16 protein-coding genes are annotated in these 18413 nt (G+C 66.8%); 5 read left to right on the top strand and 11 right to left on the bottom strand.

Translation table 11 applies throughout. The features are described from left to right. The first annotated feature begins 140 nt into the window (after positions 1–140). Positions 141–1328 (top strand): DNA cytosine methyltransferase, encoded by a 1188-nt coding sequence (locus tag RF644_RS05535; RefSeq protein ID WP_368795736.1) that lies wholly within the window; start codon positions 141–143, stop codon positions 1326–1328. A 56-nt stretch (positions 1329–1384) separates the two neighbouring features. Here RF644_RS05535 and RF644_RS05530 read toward each other — a convergent pair whose 3' ends face one another. Continuing rightward, complete coding sequence (locus RF644_RS05530; RefSeq protein WP_368795735.1) at positions 1385–2521, bottom strand: DNA cytosine methyltransferase; 1137 nt, start codon at positions 2519–2521, stop codon at positions 1385–1387. A 100-nt stretch (positions 2522–2621) separates the two neighbouring features. On the opposite strand from RF644_RS05530, the gene RF644_RS05525 reads away from it, so the two are divergent. Further along, positions 2622–2990 carry a very short patch repair endonuclease gene (locus RF644_RS05525; protein ID WP_368795734.1) on the top strand — a complete coding sequence of 123 codons (369 nt, stop codon included), beginning with the start codon at positions 2622–2624 and terminating at the stop codon, positions 2988–2990. Between the two features lie 196 nt (positions 2991–3186). Here the strand turns inward: RF644_RS05525 and RF644_RS05520 are convergent, their stop codons facing one another. The 6 genes from RF644_RS05520 to RF644_RS05495 form a co-directional block, all read right to left on the bottom strand. Beyond that, positions 3187–3987, bottom strand: a complete 801-nt coding sequence (locus tag RF644_RS05520; protein WP_368795733.1) for a DUF6339 family protein — start codon at positions 3985–3987, stop codon at positions 3187–3189. Continuing rightward, a complete protein-coding gene (locus RF644_RS05515) occupies positions 3984–4883 on the bottom strand; it encodes a hypothetical protein (protein WP_368795732.1) in 900 nt (299 codons plus the stop codon). The genes RF644_RS05520 and RF644_RS05515 overlap by 4 nt, the downstream gene beginning before the upstream one ends. Further along, positions 4880–6724, bottom strand: a complete 1845-nt coding sequence (locus tag RF644_RS05510; RefSeq protein ID WP_368795731.1) for a hypothetical protein — start codon at positions 6722–6724, stop codon at positions 4880–4882. The genes RF644_RS05515 and RF644_RS05510 overlap by 4 nt, the downstream gene beginning before the upstream one ends. Continuing rightward, positions 6721–7740 carry a PD-(D/E)XK motif protein gene (locus RF644_RS05505; protein WP_368795730.1) on the bottom strand — a complete coding sequence of 340 codons (1020 nt, stop codon included), beginning with the start codon at positions 7738–7740 and terminating at the stop codon, positions 6721–6723. The genes RF644_RS05510 and RF644_RS05505 overlap by 4 nt, the downstream gene beginning before the upstream one ends. Beyond that, a complete protein-coding gene (locus tag RF644_RS05500; protein ID WP_368795729.1) occupies positions 7737–10307 on the bottom strand; it encodes a Z1 domain-containing protein in 2571 nt (856 codons plus the stop codon). Before RF644_RS05500 ends, RF644_RS05505 begins: the two co-directional genes overlap by 4 nt. A 204-nt stretch (positions 10308–10511) precedes the next feature. Next, a complete protein-coding gene (locus tag RF644_RS05495; protein ID WP_368795728.1) occupies positions 10512–11627 on the bottom strand; it encodes a zinc-binding dehydrogenase in 1116 nt (371 codons plus the stop codon). Positions 11628–11850: 223 nt separating this feature from the next. Here RF644_RS05495 and RF644_RS05490 point away from each other — a divergent pair, with 223 nt between their 5' ends. The 3 genes from RF644_RS05490 to RF644_RS05480 all read left to right on the top strand — a co-directional run bounded on the left by RF644_RS05490 (position 11851) and on the right by RF644_RS05480 (position 14386). Next, on the top strand, positions 11851–12111 hold the full coding sequence (locus RF644_RS05490) for a GlsB/YeaQ/YmgE family stress response membrane protein (RefSeq protein ID WP_368795727.1): 261 nt from the start codon (positions 11851–11853) through the stop codon (positions 12109–12111). A 294-nt stretch (positions 12112–12405) separates the two neighbouring features. Beyond that, positions 12406–13962 carry an LTA synthase family protein gene (locus RF644_RS05485; protein WP_368795726.1) on the top strand — a complete coding sequence of 519 codons (1557 nt, stop codon included), beginning with the start codon at positions 12406–12408 and terminating at the stop codon, positions 13960–13962. A 127-nt stretch (positions 13963–14089) separates the two neighbouring features. After that, entirely contained in the window at positions 14090–14386 is a 297-nt protein-coding gene (locus tag RF644_RS05480; RefSeq protein ID WP_368795725.1) for a hypothetical protein, read from the top strand. Positions 14387–14477: 91 nt separating this feature from the next. Here the strand turns inward: RF644_RS05480 and RF644_RS05475 are convergent, their stop codons facing one another. From RF644_RS05475 to RF644_RS05460, 4 genes are all read right to left on the bottom strand, one after another. Then, positions 14478–15482, bottom strand: coding sequence for a lysostaphin resistance A-like protein (locus RF644_RS05475; protein ID WP_368795724.1), 1005 nt, complete (start codon positions 15480–15482; stop codon positions 14478–14480). Positions 15483–15543: 61 nt separating this feature from the next. Further along, positions 15544–16620: an aldo/keto reductase gene (locus RF644_RS05470; RefSeq protein ID WP_368795723.1), complete on the bottom strand. Its 1077-nt coding sequence runs from the start codon at positions 16618–16620 to the stop codon at positions 15544–15546. A 108-nt stretch (positions 16621–16728) separates the two neighbouring features. Continuing rightward, positions 16729–17589: a class II fructose-bisphosphate aldolase gene (locus tag RF644_RS05465; RefSeq protein ID WP_368795722.1), complete on the bottom strand. Its 861-nt coding sequence runs from the start codon at positions 17587–17589 to the stop codon at positions 16729–16731. Between the two features lie 26 nt (positions 17590–17615). Then, the gene (locus RF644_RS05460) at positions 17616–18335 is read right to left on the bottom strand and encodes a FadR/GntR family transcriptional regulator (protein WP_368795721.1); all 720 of its coding nucleotides are present in this window, start codon (positions 18333–18335) and stop codon (positions 17616–17618) included. Positions 18336–18413: the final 78 nt, after the last annotated feature.

The following is an 18413-nucleotide window of genomic DNA, read 5'->3' as shown; positions in this document are numbered from 1 at the left end:
CGAGATCCGGGGCTTCACGATGAGGGGTACACCCTTAGGGATGTCCTCCGATGGGCACCGGAAAGAATGTATACCGTGCTCACCCGATTGTGAGTGGATACCGGCACACTGCAGTCGAGAGCCCGATAAGATCGGGCCCCATGACTTCCGTACAGTCGGACCGGCCCGCGTCATCGTTCGGTAGGGTGGTCGACCTATTTGCCGGCCCTGGCGGGTTGGACGTCGCCGCCCGTTGGTTGGGCCTGTCGGCGGTCGGCATCGAGTGGGATAAGGATGCCTGCACCACCCGGCGCGCGGCCGGCCTGGAAACAGTGCAGGGAGACGTACGTGAGTACGGCCCCGCAGATTTTCCGGATGCCGCCATGCTCGTGGGGGGACCGCCCTGCCAGACCTACACTGTGGCGGGAACAGGAGCCGGCCGTCGGGCACTGGAGCAGGTCCAGAACTTCATCTCACGCATGGCCGGCGGGCAGGATGTCACCGCCGACCTGTCTCATCTGGACGACGAACGCACTGGGCTGGTGCTGCAGCCCCTGCGCTGGATCTTGGAAGCACACGAGCGAGGACACCCTTACAAGACCGTCGTATTGGAACAGGTTCCCGCTGTGCTGCCGGTCTGGGAGGCCATGGCGGAGGCTTTGCATGGTCTCGGGTACAAGACGACCAGTGGGATCCTACGAGCGGAGGAGTTTGGGGTTCCTCAGACCCGTCGACGAGCCATTCTGATCGCCCACCAGGATTACATGCCCCGCCTGCCGCAGCCGACGCATCGCCGGTTCCGGAAAAGAGAGGCGAGCAGCGACGATCAGTTATCCCTGCTGTCTTGGGACTCCATGCTCCGGCCGTGCGAAACCATCCGCGGCACACTGCACCGCCCCGGGCCGTACGTCATCGTCTCCAACTACGGCAGCGGTGGCGACCCGAAGGCCCGCGGTCTTCGCAGTTGGGAGGAGCCTGCCGCCACGGTCACCGGCAAGGTCTCACGCAATCGTGTGAGGTCCCCCGACGGTACGGACCTCGGGTCGCTCGAGCTGTTCGAGGCCGGTCAACTGCAGACCTTCCCCGAGGACTACCCCTGGTCCGGAGGTGACCGGGCTCAGCAGATCGGTAACGCGATTCCTCCACGCCTGGGCGCCCACGTCCTGGCCGCTGCCCTGGGCCGAAATCTCGACCTAGCGGCCCTCGAGGAAGTGGTACGGAGCAGCTGGACGGACACCGGCAGCAGGCCACCGTTGCTGACCGACACCCTGGGCACCGAATCGCTGCCGCCAGAACGCCGTTCCCCGCCGAACAGCGTCGACGTACAACTGATGCCTCAGCAACGGTAACCCTCTGCTGCCTTGGCCTCTCCTGAGGGCACCGCCGAACCTAGATTCCCGGGGGCTCAGCTGGGGCTGATCCGAGCTGCGATGTGCTGGCCCAAAGCGCGTCCCAGAGGGATGGGGACGGCGTTGCCGATCTGTTTGGTGATCTGAGTCAGGGACCCGACGAACTTGAAGTCATCGGGGAATCCCTGGATCCGGGCGCCTTCATGGATGGTGATGGCTCGTGGTTCCTCTGGATGGAGGTATCGACCTTTTTCGGGCTTGGTGAATTCGGTGCGTACGGTTACCGCTGGCTTTTCCCACCTCAGGCGTCCCATGACGTCCATGGAGCCGGTGGTGTGTTTTCGCCAGCAGTCCATCTGCAACTCATCCGGCAGATCCTTCCGACTCCCGCCTTGCGGAATGGCTCGGAAACGAGCCAGAGAAATGTCGCGATAGCGCCGGGTCACGTGCAACTCGTCCGAACGGAAAGGTCCCTGGAACGTCCTGTCACCGAACGACATCTGTCGAGTTTCCGGACGTAGGGAGGTGACAACAGGGTTGAGGGCCCCGATGGCGTTTTTCAGGTCGGTCCACGAGTCCGGTGTTGGATGAGTGGGTTCCGGGAATCCCGGCGCGGGAATTGATTTGTGGTGTCCGATGACAATGACTCGTTTGCGCACCTGCGCTGCACCGTATTGGGCCGCGTTGAGCACGCGCGCTTCGAACTCGTAGTCCTCGAGCGCTCCCCCACGCGATATTTCCTCTTGGAGCAGGGGAAACTGGGGCGAGGTCAGGAAAGCGGGCACGTTTTCCATGACGAAGTACAGAGGTTGTGCTTCGCGCACGGTGCGGACGTAGTAACGCCACAGCGTGTTCCGAACGTCGTTCTCTTCTTGTTTTCCCAGCGCGGAGAATCCTTGGCAGGGGGGTCCGCCGAGGACGACATGGGCACTGGGCACAAATTCGTCCTCGAGCCAGTCCTGAATGCTGCCGTTGTAGACGACATCACCGAAATTCTCGGCATAGCTGGCCGCCGCTTCGGGGTTCATCTCCACGGCACGGACCACTTTGTAACGGTCGGATGCCTCATGGAAACCCTGGCTCAGTCCCCCAGCGCCTGCGAAGACGTCAAGAATCTCCAAAGGCCTGGCACGGGAAGGGACAGGGGCGACGGGGAGGGAAGCGTCTGCGGGGGACAATGTTGGGGTGGACACAGCAACGGAGTCTAGCCGGCCCGACGGACGCCCGGCGCCAGAAGTTCCTGGGCAGGGTGGTTCGCCGACCAGGGCGAGGTCCGCCGGCGCATCTCACCGGATGTCGTTGCAGCGACGTCGTGACACTGAACCCGAAATGCTCCTCCGCCGAGAGTTGCACCGGCGAGGACTGCGATATCGCGTGGACGCCAAGCTTCCCGGAATACCCAGAAGGCGTGCCGATGTGCTTTTTCCTCGCCGTCGGGTGGCGGTCTTCGTCGATGGGTGCTTTTGGCACGCCTGCCCCGTGCATGCGACGAGCCCACAGACGAATGACGTATGGTGGCGGAGCAAGTTGCAGACCAATGTGGCCCGGGATAGGGACACCGACATTCGCCTGCAGGAACAGGGTTGGACTGTGTTGCGGTTCTGGGAACACGAAGACATGTCGCTCGCTGCTGATGTCGTCGAGAAAACGGTTCGGGCGTAGAAGCCCTTTTGAATGCCGGTTCCGATGGAGACGCCCCTATAGGCGTGACCCCGAAAGCATGCGCTTTTGTTATTCGTAAAACCCATGAGATCTTATCCATGAATACTGGTCGACCCAAGGTAATGGACCACGCTGTTACGCGGGATGTGACGTCGGGACAGCTCGACACTTCTGTGCATAGAACTCCCAGAAAAGTCTAGACGGGAACCGAAGCCTTGGAAAATTCTCCTCTGCAAGATTCAACTGTTTCCTCTGCGACGGCCCGCAATTCGATCTTCCGGTCGTTCTCCCGAAGGCTGTCGAAGTCGACAAAAGGAAAAAGCCGCAGTAAGCGCTTGAGGTAGTCCTGAAGTACTTTTCGCTGTGTGAGCCCTCGAAGCTGCCCCTCCTTCTCGAGCTCCTGCCAGACCTCGAGGATTCCGCGCACGAGCGCGGGGCTTCCGCCCAGGACCGCCCGGCGGGCGTAAATCTGATCAAAAGCAGCTTCTCCCATCACCTGCAAGCCCGCGTACGGGTCCTGTGACCTCGGGTCGTGGACCAGTTGCGCTCGCCACCAGAGGCGTCCGAACACATGCCGGGTTAGGTCAGTACCCAGCACTCGGTCCCCGGGAGGGTTCGGGTAACGCCAGAAAGCGACGTCGGGCAGAAGACACAGCGCAAGAAACTGCCACACGTCGCGAGCGGCGGCCTCGGCCGGCACCATGCCGGAATGCTGATGAAGTAGCTGAGCGAGTTGGGTGTCGAACCATGCCATGTTCCGCGATTCACCGGGGAACCCCGTGCCATGTGCTAAAGCGAGAACCGCGTCGCGCAACGACTGGAGCTGCTCGCGACTAGCCCGGGTCCCGCCGGTGGCGACGTACACGGCGGCCAGATGCGTCGTGCTCGCCTTCCCGGCGAGGTACTCGATGCCATGGCCGTCGGCGAGCGCACTCTTGTACTCGGTGAACATGGGCTCGGCATCGGCGTCCAACAGGCGGGGGTAGAGGGTTGTCATCGACCACGCTCCTGGAAGAGGCCGGAGTCGGACTGCAGCGTGGAGAGGAAGATGCCGGGGTTGTCCGCTAGTTCCAGTTTGACGTCGGCGATGCGGCGTCCGGAGAACGTGCGTTGGAAGAGGTCGGCGCAGGCAGCGCCCAGACTGCCCTCGGCGTATTCGTTGCCGTCGAGGAAGTCTTGGTGATGCAGGGCGTGCAGGAGGAGTCGAACGGCGATGTCGGTGTAGACGGTGGACAGCACGAGGCGGTCGGCTTCAGTAGGTTTCGCGGCGTTACGGAAAGCGGTGAGGACGCGTTGGTTCGTCTCGTTGAGCAGCAGGAGGAGGGCGCCCATGGCCGCTCCGTCGAGGCTGCCGCCGATCTGGAGGTGCCATGGTGCGTCGTTGGGGAAGGCAGTGTCGCGGAAGTCGATCACGGCCATCGGGAATTGCGCGGCATCCCCTTGGAGGCGAACGGTGGTTGTCTCGCTCCAGAGAATCGAGCCCGCGCGGTGGGCCACGCCGGTGGCCGCGGTATCGAGGCGTTCTGCGAGCACGATGCGGGTGTGGACGATGAGCGTTCCTCCCAGGTCGTTGCCTCGCAGATCTACCGCGAGGGTGTGGGACTCCGTGTCCTGCCCCAGTTCGATGTAGGTCGCTCGGCCGGAGAGGTTGGGGCCGCTGGCCGACCACACCACCACCAGAGCGATACGAGCCCCGTCCGGGAGACCGCTGGCGGCACGGATCTCCGTGGCGTCGATACCGACGCTTCGCCGTAGCGTCAGGTCCAGCTGGTAGTCCCAGTCGGGCAGGTGGTCCGGAAGCGGAACTTCCTCGTCCTCGACAGCGAGCGTCCAAGGGCCCGTGGTGACCGTGCCCCGGGCAGGGCGCCGGTACGGGAAGGCGTGGCGGCTCATGCCGGCCCCACCATGGTCGCGCTCAGATCCAGGTCGGTCACGGTGTCCGGCACGGGACGGACGAACACCTTCCAGACCCCCTCGCCACCCTGGGTCATCGGGGTGTCGGCCGGGACGAAGACGCCGTCGGGGTCCTGCCACCCGATCAGCTCGGGCACACGAGCGTTGATGGGTGGCACATTCTCCCGCCCGACTCCCTCGCGCGCGATCAGAATGCCTACACGCACCGAGACGCTCTGCAAGCCGAGGACCGGCACAGTGAACTCCTGCGCCAGAACGGTCTCACCATACCGTTCGGTGAGGTATGGCTCCCCCAGATATGTCACCTTGGCGCGCGGGCCTGCGCCCTGGGAGGAACCGGGACCGCGGCGGGGACTATCCTCCTCGATCCGGGCGCTCGCACCGCCGGTTCCCCAAGCTCCGGGCATGAGGTCTGCGAAGACGCTGCTGGCTGCTCCGAGGGAAAAGGTGTTCCGGCTCGACCCCACCACGGTGGATTCGCCGAAGCGGCGGTTCAGAATCTCACTGATGCGCGTGAAGGTCGTGCGCACGTATGTGCTGTCCGGTTTTTCGAGCATGCTCGGATGCCAGGCGTCGTGCGTAGGCGGTTCCGCAGCAGCGAAGACCTGGTCAAGATCTTCATCTGCTCGAAAGACCCCGGCGTAGCCGAAGTTCTCACTCTGAGGTTTGGGCCCCTTGTGGTAAGTGACAACCAACTCAGCCGGTCGCATCAGACACACGTGGTGCACCATGTTCTCGATATCGACCGTCTCCGAAGCCCGCGTGGGTTCCAGCCCCACCATGGGTTTCTTGGCCACCCCGATTCGACCGAGAAGGCGCTTGGGATTCCCGCACCACAGCTCCTCCCCGGCATCCCCGGACATTGCCTCGTAGGCCTTCACGAAGAGATTCAGCGGCCGGAACTTCCGCGGGTCCGGCACCTCGTAGTCGATCCCATCGGAGCACACCCTGAACTCCATCGGGACGGAGCCATCGGCGCGCCCCAACATCTTCGGCCACAACTGCCAACAGATCGTCTCCGCCAAATAACGACCGAGATCAGCAGGTTCCAGACCAGACACGTTCGGATCGATCACCACTACGGTCGTTCCGGTCTCCTCAGCAGCGAACCTCTTCATTCCCAATCGCGCCGCCATGTCCTCGGCCTCGTCGCCCACCAAAGGTTCCATCAGGCCGTCCTCACCCGGAACGCCCCACCAATGACGCCCCGTGTACGTGCGTCGTTGGCCGCTCTCGGCATCGGTCCACGGATAGCTCTTGCGCAGCGCACACCCGATCAACCGTGTCTCGAGAACCCCCTCTGCATTACGCGCTCGGGTGTGGATGAGGACCGTCCCGACCATCGAGAGGAGATAGAAAATTCCCTTCCCGAACCCGTACGTTCCCCCACCCAGGTGCCGATCACGCGGTTCCCCGATATTGCGCACAAAAGTCACGAAGTCCCGCGGACCGTACGTGACGACGTCCGCCCGCGTCGGTCCTCCCAATCCCCGGGTGCCCCGATCCGAGACCTCCAGAACTCGCAGTGCGGGATCCCGAAGTCGCGCTCGTAGGGGGAACCCGTCGCTGTCCGGAGGAACATTCGGTTGAAGGGCTGCTCGCCACGCCGGCATTTGGGCCGGCCCGATGTCTCTGAGGGAGATGTCGAACTGCACGGGTGCGGTATCGGAGGCTCTGGCGTCCCAGCTGTTCTGCGCGGCCTCACGCACCAGAATCGTCAACATGTCCAGTTCGGGGCGTCCCAGTTGGTTTCGTATGCCTTCGGCAGCAGTGGCGCCTTCCGGGGGGAAGGGCTGGGAAAGCCACGTGACCACACTCATGCTCGCTCCCCGATGAAATTGATCAGGAGTTCCTCCACGGCGCTCTCCGTCATGGGAACCGGCGGCTCACCGGACAGGTCGACCGTGTAGTCGATATCGGTCACCCGGGGTGGCAGCCACTGCCCATCCAGTGCCGAGGCGGACAGTCGTGGGAAGCCCTCGTCCACGGGGTACCAGCGCTCGTCGAGGAGCCGGAACCGGTCGTCGTCGTAGCGGCTCTGGTCGTAACGTCGATAGCCGATCTCGGCGAGAAGGTCCAGGACTGCTGGCTCGTCGTCGGCGAGTGCGAGGACGTCACCCACAAGATCGTTCAGGCCGATTGCATCGTGAGTTTCGGAGCGCTCCAAGCGGAACCAGGAGACCGTCAGTGTCCCCCCAGCAGGAGGCTCCAGCTGATTCAGCCCATGGATGCGTAGTTTCCGACCTTCGGCCCGAGTGGTCGCTTTTACTTCGATGGCCATCGTTTGCGAGAGAAAGTCCTTGGGCGCACCGGTGGGTCCTGTCCAAGTCCTGTGAGCGCTGGGATCCTGGGCGAGCATCCGTTTCAGGACGACAAGTTCGGCGAACAGCCCAGCAACAGTCTCTGCCGATATCGCCGGGGAGGCCTGGAAGAGTGCGCGCCATCTGTTGATGACGCCGTACAGCGCTTTGGTGGGGCTCGACGTGCCTTCCTGGAGTGCCTCGATCACCTCATGGCAGAGCTCCTCGAACAGATCGTCAATGCCCGGGTTCAGACAGGCCAGATCTGCATAGGTCTGATATGTCGCCTCGTCCTCCAGCGGCCGCTTCCGCAGCATCAGTCCTGGACCGTCCAGACCCTGCCACAGGCGGGTGCTCGAGGGGATCGGAATGAACAGATGTCGGCGGTCATGCGTATCGAGACCGACAAGGACCGCGCTGCCGTTCACCTCCACGGACAGGGCCCGAGTCCTGTAGGCGGTCGCCGTACTGGTACTGGGTGGGCGGCCGGTCAGGACGGACCAAGCAGCGGACAGGTTTTCCTCCAATGGATTCATTCCTCGGCCTCGAGAAGGCTCAGATCCTCTTCCTCGAGCCTGACGCGGGAAAGATCCGCGCTGACGTACTCGTATTCGACCGCGTCGTCCGCACCGGACGGTCGCGGAAAGACCATGCCCACTCCGATCACGTGTTCCGGTGCTCCGAGAGGCAGACGTCGGTCTTCCCTTCCCGGCGCTGGTCGTGAGTCCTTATCGATCGGGTACAGCACAATGAGTCCGATGTCTGAAGCATTTTTTCGACGATGGGCGACGATCTCTTTCTCGCTCATACCGGGGGTGGCTGTCGGCAGATCGGCAACGGCATCATGGCGGCTCATAAGCGTCTTGATGTCGGCGAAGTACGGATCCTGATCGCTCACCTTTAGTTTGGCGCGGTTGACGAGACCCACCACAGCCGTTTCCGAGAACGAGAAATTCATTTCGTCTGCCGTCGGGGCGTTGCCCAGCAGGACCAGGTTCCAGCGCCGCAGTGCATTGGCGTGCACTACCCGCTTGTCGATGTACTCCTTCAGGAGTTTCGCACGCCCTTCGGTCGCGTCCGGATGGAAGGCGTAGGAGTCGAGGAATCTAAGCACGTCCTCGTAGGGCACGCCTCGGTATACGAATCGGCCCGGACGAGAGGTATCGACGTCCGGCACTTGGTTCTCCGCCGAACGCACGAAAGAACGTGCGGCCTCTATGTTCTGCTCCAGCCTCTCCTTCGTGAGATCGAAATAGTGCGTCTGGACCCGCTGGCCACCGTACGAGGAGGCAGCTTTCACTGCAGCCTTCATTTTCGCCGCTGCGGTGACCTGCAGCGCAGGATGTGTCCGCAACCGGACTGCGAAGTCGAGCGGCGACTTGTCCTCGGTCATGTAAACGTCGATGTCGCGCCGCATCTCCGCTTCGACCGTGGCGAGGTGACGGAACCACCGGGCGAGCTCATCCGTCATCCAGATGCGGGGCAGGTCCGCGTAACCGTGCCGGAAGCCGAACCATCGGCCCATCTGGAGAAGTGTGTCGTAGGCAGAGACCGCTCGAACGAAATAGCTGACTGCAAGTCCTTCGAGAGTGAGGCCTCGCGAAAGGGTGTTCCCCCCGACGGCGATCGCAATGACCGGGCCGTTGTCGTAGTCGAGCCGATCCTGGCTGTTCGAGTTGTCCATGATCACGCGGCAGCGTGCCAGGACGGCTGGCAGCTGCTCCTCGAGTTCCTCGAACTCGACCTTCTTCTCACCGAAATCCTCGGCCGGCACATGCGACGTCTCGGTATCCCAGAGCTCACGCAGGTGACGCCGATAATCGGGGTCGCCGAGACTCTGCACAGCCTCCGCGCGGAGTGTGACCAGAGGTGCTCGGAAGCTGTCGTGCACCGAGGTGTTGACGCTGGTGTGAATGAGCATCGTGCTGTGCTTCTTACCTGCGCCACGCACCAGGCGCGCAGCCGTGGCGAGCCAAAAGTACTCGACAGCAGCTTTGAGTGTGCCGGTGATCTCCGGTTCGAAACCTTCGACTTCTGCCCTCGTCATGGGGCGGACCAGCGGCTCCTCCGTCTCCGGGATGCTGCGGATCATGTCGTATCCGTCGTCGACGTCCTCGGCACTCTCTCCCTCGATGGATTCACGTCCGAAGAGCACCTCGGTACCGAAGTGGCCCTCCGGCTTCGGGAGATTGACGATGAAGTCTCGCGGGTAGAGCCCCCCGGGGTCCGACGGGTCGATGAGCAGGTTGGCGAAAGGGGAAGCGGTGTAGGCGAGGTACACGCTTTTCGGAAGGCTGTCCAAAACCCCACGAATCAGGGGGTTGATGGATTTCGTGGCGACAGTGGCCTGATCAGCCTCGTCGTCGATAACCAGAGTCGCGCAGTCCTTCAGGTAGGGGCCCGCCTTGTCCAGCCACTTCGAGAGCTTCCTGAGCACGGTGGCATTCTTCTTCACCACGCACAGGACGTGGGTCTTGTTCTGCGCCCCGAAAAAGGCCGCAGGATTGGCCGGAGGTGTGAAGTCGTGATCCAGTTCGGTCAGTTGGGTCCAGCGCGCCGGGTTTGGTTCGACGAGCTGCTGCACAAGGCGGACCTGGGTCTGTCGCCGCAGGCCGTTGTGAATACCGGCAAGAACGATGACGAGTTTGTACCCACGGTCGACGGCTTTGGCGATGACCGAGGTGAAGCTCGTCGTCTTGCCGGATTGGACATAGCCGACCACCAGTCCGCGTGTCTGAAAGCTTTTCTCCTTGGGATGGTTGAGGAGCGACACGATGCGTGTGGAGGAACGGTCCAAGGATTCCAGCGAGTCATCCGTCCACCCGTCCCGCTTCAACGAGTGCGCAACCGCGGGCCAGCAGACATCACCAGGCTTAGGACCGGTGTACCAGGTGTCACGGCCATCGGTAACGACGGTACGTGGCTCCTCGAGCTCACGAATCTTGAGCACTTCGGCTTCGTGACGTTCCTGAATTCCGGAGATGGTTTCCTCGTCGGTTTTCCAACGCCGCAGCATCTTGACCGCGCCCTCGGGCGTGTCGATCTCCAGTAATCTGACGAAGTCTTCGTACAGATCGTCGATCTCATCGGCCACTGCAGGCACCGCGTCGCCTCCTGTTGCTGTTCTGGCACCTCGGAGCGTTCGCAAACCGAGGACTCATCATGGTAACTAGTGCAACCGTTCGAAATCGATACAAAGCACCCCCATATCGACTCGAGCCGCTCATACTCATGACGCCGGGCTCAACAACAGTCAGCTGACAGCTAACCTATCGACGGATTCCAGACATAGTGCGGATCTACTAACTCAGCCCTCCGGGAACTCAATCACCTGCCGCACCGCCCGCCCCGCGTCCAGCTCGTCCATCGCCTCATTGATCTGGTCCAGCGTGATGTGGGAGGTGATGAGCTTCTCCAGCGGCAGCACGCCGTCCCGCCACATCTGCTCGTACTTGGGGATGTCCACCGCCGGCACGGCCGAGCCGAGGTAGCTGCCGATGATCTGGCGGGCCTCGGCGGTGATCTTCAGCGGCTCGATCTGGGACATCGCCCCGGGCGCGGGCAGGCCCACGGTGACGGTCACCCCGCCCACGGCGGTGGCGTTGAACGCGGTCTCGAACGCCCGGGGGTGCCCGGCGGCCTCGATGACCACCCGCGGCTTCTCCTCGAGCGCCACGAGCTCGTCCGGGGTGAGCGCCTCGTCCGCGCCGAACTCCTTCGCCAGCTCCAGCTTCTCGGCCAGCGCGTCCACGGCGATCACCCGACGGCAGCCCACGGCCTTGGCGACCAGCACCGCGGCGAGTCCCACGCCGCCGAGGCCGACCACGGCCACGGCGTCGTCGGCGGTGGCCTGCGCCGCGTTGATGACGGCCCCTCCCCCGGTGAGCACCGCGCACCCCATGACGGCCGCGATCGCGGCCGGGACGTCCTCACCCACGGGCACCACGGAGCGCCGGTCCACCACGGCGTGGGTGGCGAAGCCGGAGACCCCCAGGTGGTGGTAGACGTTGCCGCGGGTCTCGGAGGTGAGGTGCATCGAGCCCTCGATCAAGGTGCCGGAGGCGTTGGCCTTCGAGCCGACCGTGCACGGCAGGAGCCCCTCGGTCTTGCAGGCGGCGCACTCGCCGCAACGCGGCAGGAACGCCATCACCACGTGCTGGCCCACGGTCAGGTCCGTGACCTCGGCGCCCACGTGCTCGACGACGCCGGCCGCCTCGTGCCCCAGCAGCATCGGCAGGGGCCGCGGCCGGTTGCCGTTGACCACGGAGAGGTCGGAGTGGCACACCCCGGCGGCGGTGATCCGCACCCGCAGCTCGGTGGGCCCGGGCTCGCCGAGCTCGAGCTCCTCGACGCGCAGCGGCTGCGACTCGGCATACGGGGCGGAGGCCTCCATGGTCTCCAGGACGGCTCCACGAATCTTCACGACGACCTCCGGAATCGGTGCACGGGTGTGACGCCGTTCACGGTACCGCCCGGCCCTCCGATGATCGAGGACGTGCGCCCGTTCGCCCCGCGGCGGACGCGGCTCTCGAGGGTCAGTTCGACAGTCGGCTGAGTATGCGTAGGATCGATGGGCGACATTGCCCCGAGAACCCTCCCCCCGTCCCGTCCTCATCGGGAACCACGACAGAGAAGAGACATCACCCATGATCGGATTCATCGTTGCCGGCCTCGTCATCGGCGCCCTCGCCCGCCTGATCAAGCCCGGCAAGCAGAACCTCAGCCTGATCGCCACGCTGCTGCTCGGCCTGGCCGGCTCGGTGATCGGCGGCGTCATCGCCAGTGCGCTGGGCACCGGGGACATCTTCGAGCTGAACATCCTGGGCTTCATCGTGGCCGTCGTCGCCGCGGTGCTGCTGATCGGCGTGGCCGAGGGCGTGGCCGGGCGCAGCAAGGCCGTGCGCTGACCGCCCACCGGACAGCCCGGTAGCGTCCACGGACTACTCCCAGACGGCCCGCGAGCCGGCCGTGCCCCTGCTGGGCACCGGTCGGATCGCGGGCCGTCTCGGAGAAGTCCGCCAAGCCTGCCTCCCCTGAACGGACGGCCGTGCGGCGCACGCGGAGGTGAACTGTTCCGCATTCCCTGGTGAACCACTGTTGAACAGGTTACGAATCGGTACTAGGGTTCTATGCACCCGAGAACGGTTTGATGTCAAGGGCGTTCGGCGACCACGCGCGCACCTGGAACGCGAGGTGGTGCCATGTCCGATCGAAATCTTCACGTGATCCGACGGGTCGGCGCTGTCCTGGGACACGTCCTGGTCTACGTCCTCATCTGGGCGGGGCTCGCGCTGCTCATCGCCGCCGCCGGCATCCGGTACTACTGGGGCGAGATCTCCGTGGGGCAGATGCTCCTGAACCTCGTCTCCGTGGAGATGGACGGCGGGGGCGGGGCCATCGTCTGGATGGGCATCCTGGGGATCGGCGTGGTGCCCCTGCTCCTCACCGCCGGGATCGCCCTGTGGCAGCACGTCCGGCGCCGCCGGCGCCGCCACCACGGCCACGACCCGCGCCCTCGCCGCACCCGGTGGGTCATGCGCACCCTCACCACCGCCCTGGTGGGCACGCTGGTGGTCGGCGGCACCACGGCCTTCGCCACCACGGTGGGCGTGCGGGACTACATCAGGGCGGGAAACTCCGAGTACGACCTCGGCGACTACTACACGGCGCCGGTCGTCACCGGGGACCAGGACCGGCGCAACCTGGTGCTGATCTACCTCGAGTCCGGCGAGCAGACCCTCGCCAACGACGAGCACTTCGAGAAGGACGCGTTCGCCCCGCTCAAGGAGGTCACCGCGGCCTCGGACGGCTGGCAGAGCGTGGCGGACTTCCAGCAGTACCGGGGCGGCGGCTGGACCATGGCCGGGCTCACCGCCACGCAGTGCGGCATCCCGCTGAAGGGCATGGGCTCCGCCGCGGACAGCGGCGCCCTCAACGAGCTCGGCGGCGACGTCGAGACCTACCTGGGCGGCACCACCTGTCTGGGCGACGTCCTGGACGAGCACGGCTACCAGAGCGTCTTCCTGGGCGGCGCCAACGCCTCTTTCGCCGCGAAGGACACCTTCCTGAGCAGCCACGGCTATGACGAGGTCAAGGACCTCTCCGACTGGCGCGCCGCCGGTGACCCGGAGGAGAGCTTCCGCGGGGACTGGGGCCTGAGCGACGGACGCCTCATGGCCCACGCCGCGGACGAGATCGACGCGCTGCACGCCGAGGCGGAGGAGACCGGCCGGCCGTTCAACCTCTCCGTGCTGACGCTGGACACCCACGAGCCGGTGCACATCTACGACTACTGCACCGTGGACACGCAGAACGAGGTCACCTCCGCGTTCTTCTGCTCCATGACCCAGGTGGCCGGATTCGTGGAGCACATGGAGGAGCAGGGCTACCTCGAGGACACCGCCGTGGTGATCATGGGCGACCACCTCAAGCACATGAGCGCCGGCGACGCCTTCCACGAGCAGCTGGACCACCACGAGAACCGCACCATCTTCAACCGGATCTGGGTCCCCGGCGCGGACGGGAGCAGCACGCCGCGCCCCGGCGTGGACCAGCTGAGCATGTACCCCACGCTCCTGGAGGCCGCCGGCCTGACCCTGCAGGACCGCGCGGCCGGGCTGGGCGTGTCCGCGTTCGCCCCGACGGTCCCGGAGGACTCGGCGCAGGCCATGGAGCCGGAGCTCTACGCCGAGCTGCTGGACTCCCGCTCCGCGCCGTTCTACGCGGAGGCCTGGGCCGGCGAGACCGCCGCCGAGTAGCCCTGCCCGGCCACCTGCCCGGCCGCGGAGACCGGCTCCGTCATCTGTCCGCCGCTCTGGGTGGCCCACCCGCACCGGCCTAGACTGGTGGCCCGGGGGAGGGGTCGCATTCCAAGGAGCGTGCACGATGGCCTTCATCCAGCTGATCGAATACACCACCTCGCGGCCGGAGGAGGTGGCCGAGGTCGTCGCGGAGTGGGAGCGGGCCTCGCAGGGCAACCGCACGGCCCGCCGCGTCCTGTTGGCGCAGGACCGCAAGGACCCGAGCCGCTACTACGAGATCGTCTCCTTCGACTCCTACGAGTCCGCCATGGAGAACTCCGAGCTCCCGCAGACCCAGGAGTACGCCGGGAAGATGCGCGAGCTCATGGACGGGGAGCCGACGTTCCGCGACCTCGACGTCGTGGAGGACCGCGAGCTCTGAGTCCCCGCACCGGGACCGGTGGGCCTCACCCACCGGTCCTGCTGGTCCGCGGCCGGCGGAACGGCCTCAGGCGGTCGCCGGCGGCACGGCCTCAGGCGGTCGCCGGCGGCACGGCCCGGCGCTGCAGTCCCCGCCGCCGGCCGAGCAGGATCAGCACGGCCGCGACGGCGGCGATGACGAGCATCGGCGCCAGCATGAACGGTCCGCCCACGCCGGCGGAGCGGTCGACCGCCTCACCCATCTGCCCCGTGAGCGTGGACACGAGGAACAGCACCACGTTGTTCGCCGCGTGCACGAGCGAGGCCGCCTCGAGCCCGCCCGTGAAGTGGGTCAGCAGCGACATCGCGACCCCGAAGACGAAGTAGTACGCGATGAGCCAGCCGTCCGTGGCGAAGTGCGCGATCGAGAAGGCCGCCGCGCTCACGAGGGTGCCGAGCAGGAGGGACGGGACCGCCCCGGAGACCCATGAGCCCGCCGCGCGCTGGATCACCCCGCGGAACATGTACTCCTCGGCCGCGGCCTGCAGGGGCGTGGTCAGCAGGACGATCGCGAGGAAGGCCCAGGCGGTCGCGTCCAGGACCAGCGGCCCCGGGGCCTCGAGGAGCGCCACCACCGCCGCGTAGCCCACGAACAGGGGGACGACGACGACGGCCGCCCGTCCCAGCCAGCCCCACCGGAAGCGACCCTCCACCGCGTGCAGGGTGCCGACCGGCTGCCGGTGCAGGTACCGGTGCAGGACCACCGCGACGGCGGCCGAGGCGATCAGCGCCAGGTTGGTGGCCAGCAGCAGCACCGGGGTCAGGGCGATCTGTCCGCTCGCGATCTGCTCCGTGCTCATCGTGCCCCGCAGGAGCTCGATCGCCACGGCGCCGAAGGACACCACGACCGAGATCAGCAGGATCGCCGCGCTCACGGCCAGGATGCTGATCAGGCCCTTCCACCAGCGGTTGCGGGGCGTGCGGTAGAACTCCGAGTGGGTGAGCGGCGCCGTCGTCGTCGGCCCGCCGGGCCGCGGAACCGGAGTCCCGCCGCCCGGGCGGGCGGACGGGGCACCGGTCTGCCAGGGCGCCGGCCGGGGCGGAGGGTACGAGGTCATGCCCACAGGGTAGTTCTCGGGCCTTCCCGGGGAATCCACCCCGAGGTGGAGGCCGGTGGGATCAGGCCTGCTCCTCCCCGAAGACGTGGCCCCGCTGCTCGGCGTAGAACTCCGCCTCCGCGGGCTCGGGCCGGTCCTGGCCGTTGAGCAGCCGGTGCCAGAGCGGATAGTAGGCGGGCAGCTGCGACGCCGTGGTGATGCGGTCCCGGGCCTCCTGCGGCAGCGTCAGCTCGGCGGCGTCGAGGTCCTCCGTGAGGTGCTCGAACCTGCGCGCGGCGATCACGGTGCCGTCGATGCCCGGGCGGCCCAGGATCCAGGAGATCACCACCTGGGGGATCGTCCAGCCGAGCTCCCCGGCGATCTCGTCGAAGAGCTCGATCAGGTCGTAGGCGCGGTCCCGGTCCACCACGTGGGGCTCCGGCCAGCCGGTGCCCTGGCGGGTGTCGGCCGGGGTCTCGGCGCCGCGGCGGACCCTGCCGTTGAGCAGCCCCTCGCCCAGAGGGCTCCAGCCGAAGGTCGCGATCCCGAGGTCCCGGGCGGCCGGGAGGATCTCGTACTCGATCTCCCGGGCCTCCGGCGTGTAGTACGCCTGGTGCGCGATCGGGCCCTGCAGCCCCGCCGCCCGGGCCTCGTAGACCGTCTTGGCCAGCTGCCACCCGTTGTAGTTGGACACGCCCCAGTACCGGATCTTCCCGGCCCGGATCAGCTCGTCGGCGGTGGCGATGGTCTCGGTGATCGGGGTCTGCCCGTCCCACTGGTGGAGGTAGAGCAGGTCGAGGTGGTCGGTCCGCAGCCGCTCGAGGCTGTCCTCGACCGCGCGGGTGAGGTGGAGGCGGCTGGCGCCGCCGTCGTTCGGGCCGTCCCCGGTGGGGGTCCGCGCCTTGGAGGTGAGGACGACGTCGTCCCGCCGGCTCCCCAGGATCTCGCCCAGGACGCGCTCCGAGTCCCCGGCGGAGTACAGGTTGGCGGTGTCGATGAAGTTCACGCCACGGTCCAGGGCCTCGTCGACCTGGCGTCGGGCCTCGTCCGGGCCGAGCCCGGCGATCTTCTCGAACCCTCCGCCGGAGCCGAAGGGGATGGTGCCCAGGGCCAGCCGGGAGACGTAGAGGCCGGAACTGCCGAGTCGGGTGTACTCCATGGGGAACTCCTCTGGTCGTGATCGGTGCTGGTGGATCCAGCTGGTGCTCCGGAGGCGGCCGGCGGACCGGGCCCCGGGGCACGGTGGGGCACAACGACGGACCGGTGCTCAGGAATTCCTGGACCGGGCCTCGGCGGTGGTCAGCGCGTGGGCCAGCGCGGTGAACTCGCGCACCGCCCCGGTCCAGTCGCCCAGGAGCGCCCAGAGGTCCAGGCCCTCGTGCCGGCGCTCCTCGAGCCGGTCCGCCAGGGCGGCGAGGACCGCCGAGCGCAGCTCGGTGTTGATGTTGATCTTGCCGATGCCCGCCAGGGGCGCGCGGACCAGCATGGTCTCGGGGATCCCGGAGGCGCCGTGCAGCACGAGGGGGGTGTGGTCGGCGGCCTCGCAGATCTGCTCGAGGCGGCTCCAGTGCAGGCGCGGGGTGCCCTGGTAGTGCCCGTGCACGTTGCCCACGTTCACGGCCAGCAGGTCCGCCCCGGACGCGGTCAGGAAGGCGGGGACCGCATCGGGATCGGTCATGCCGCCGGCCGCGGAGGTTCGGGCCGTGTCCTCGTCGCCGGGGAGGCTGCCGAGCTCCGCCTCGACCACCACGCCGGGGCCGGCCAGCTCGCGGGCGCGGGCGACGAACGCGGCGTTCTCGGCGTGGGGCAGGGCGGAGCCGTCGGCCAGGACGGCGTCGACGCCGGCCGCCACGGCCTGCTCGACGAGCCCCAGGTCGACGGCGTGGTCCAGCTGCACGCACACGGGGGTGGCAGCGTCGTCGGCCAGGTGGCGCAGGGCGGTGACGAGGCGCCGGCCCCCGCTCCCGGCGGCCGCCTTCGGCGGGACCAGGAGGATCACGGGACGGTCCGCGCGCTCGCTGGCGGCCACCACGGCCTGGGCCGTGGTGAAGTCGTAGGTGCTCAGCGCCGGCACGGCGGTGCGGGCGTCGAGGGCGGAGGTGACGACGTCGAGCAGGTTGGCGCGCACGGGCACAGTCCTTCGTCAGGTGTCGTTCAGCGGTCGGCCGGGAAGAGGTCCCCGAGGACGTAGGTCTTCAGGTCGGCGAGCGTCTGCTGCATGTGCTCGTCCATGGCCTGGCGGGCCCGCACCGGGTCGGCGGAGCCCAGGGCGGCGACGATCCTGCGGTGCTCGGCGATGGCGTGGGCCTGGATCTCGGGCACCCGGGAGGTCTGGGCCCGCCGCTCCTCCAGCACCCGGTGCAGCGGTGCGAACAGGACGGCGATGAACACGTTGCCGGAGGCCTGCAGGATCCGCTCGTGGAAGCGCAGGTCGGCGCGCACGAAGGCCGCCACGTCCTGGGCGCGGTGGGCGTCCTCCATGGCGTCGGCGTCCCGGGCCAGCCCGGCCAGCTCCGCGGCGGACAGCCGTCCGGCCGCCAGCTCGCAGGCGCCGGTCTCCAGGAAGCGGCGCAGCTCGATCAGCTGCACGGCGGCCGCCGCGTCGTCCTGCCCCTCGGAGACCGCCCGGATGACGGCGTCCAGGGACGCCCACTGGGACACGGGGTTCACGAAGGTCCCGCGTCCGCGCTCCACGCGGAGGATGCGCTGGGCGCCCAGGGTCCTGACCGCTTCCCGCACTGTCATGCGGCTGACCTGGTGCTCCGCGCTGAGGTCGATCTCGCCGGGCACCACCGAGCCCGGGGGGAGGTCCCCGGCGACGATCCGGTCGAGGAGGGCGTCGGCGACCTGGTCGACCAGGGACGGGCGGGCCATGGTGCTCCTCTGCGGTGAGGTGGACGGCGGAGGGCAGCTCCTGCGTGCTCCGCCCGTGACAGGGGATCCTATCAACCA

It is taken from the genome of Kocuria sp. CPCC 205258 (genome assembly GCF_040981005.1).
Classification (GTDB): domain Bacteria; phylum Actinomycetota; class Actinomycetes; order Actinomycetales; family Micrococcaceae; genus Kocuria; species Kocuria rosea.
The sequence above is the reverse complement of the archived record's forward strand: the minus strand, read 5'-3'. Positions and strand labels throughout refer to the sequence as shown.

Coding starts and splice junctions, on each gene's coding strand:
- RF644_RS05535 (WP_368795736.1), top strand. CDS start 141: ATGACTTCCGTACAGTCGGACCGGCCCGCGTCATCGTTCGGTAGGGTG.
- RF644_RS05525 (WP_368795734.1), top strand. CDS start 2,622: ATGTCGTTGCAGCGACGTCGTGACACTGAACCCGAAATGCTCCTCCGC.
- RF644_RS05520 (WP_368795733.1), bottom strand. CDS start 3,987: ATGACAACCCTCTACCCCCGCCTGTTGGACGCCGATGCCGAGCCCATG.
- RF644_RS05515 (WP_368795732.1), bottom strand. CDS start 4,883: ATGAGCCGCCACGCCTTCCCGTACCGGCGCCCTGCCCGGGGCACGGTC.
- RF644_RS05510 (WP_368795731.1), bottom strand. CDS start 6,724: ATGAGTGTGGTCACGTGGCTTTCCCAGCCCTTCCCCCCGGAAGGCGCC.
- RF644_RS05505 (WP_368795730.1), bottom strand. CDS start 7,740: ATGAATCCATTGGAGGAAAACCTGTCCGCTGCTTGGTCCGTCCTGACC.
- RF644_RS05490 (WP_368795727.1), top strand. CDS start 11,851: ATGATCGGATTCATCGTTGCCGGCCTCGTCATCGGCGCCCTCGCCCGC.
- RF644_RS05485 (WP_368795726.1), top strand. CDS start 12,406: ATGTCCGATCGAAATCTTCACGTGATCCGACGGGTCGGCGCTGTCCTG.
- RF644_RS05480 (WP_368795725.1), top strand. CDS start 14,090: ATGGCCTTCATCCAGCTGATCGAATACACCACCTCGCGGCCGGAGGAG.
- RF644_RS05475 (WP_368795724.1), bottom strand. CDS start 15,482: ATGACCTCGTACCCTCCGCCCCGGCCGGCGCCCTGGCAGACCGGTGCC.
- RF644_RS05470 (WP_368795723.1), bottom strand. CDS start 16,620: ATGGAGTACACCCGACTCGGCAGTTCCGGCCTCTACGTCTCCCGGCTG.
- RF644_RS05460 (WP_368795721.1), bottom strand. CDS start 18,335: ATGGCCCGCCCGTCCCTGGTCGACCAGGTCGCCGACGCCCTCCTCGAC.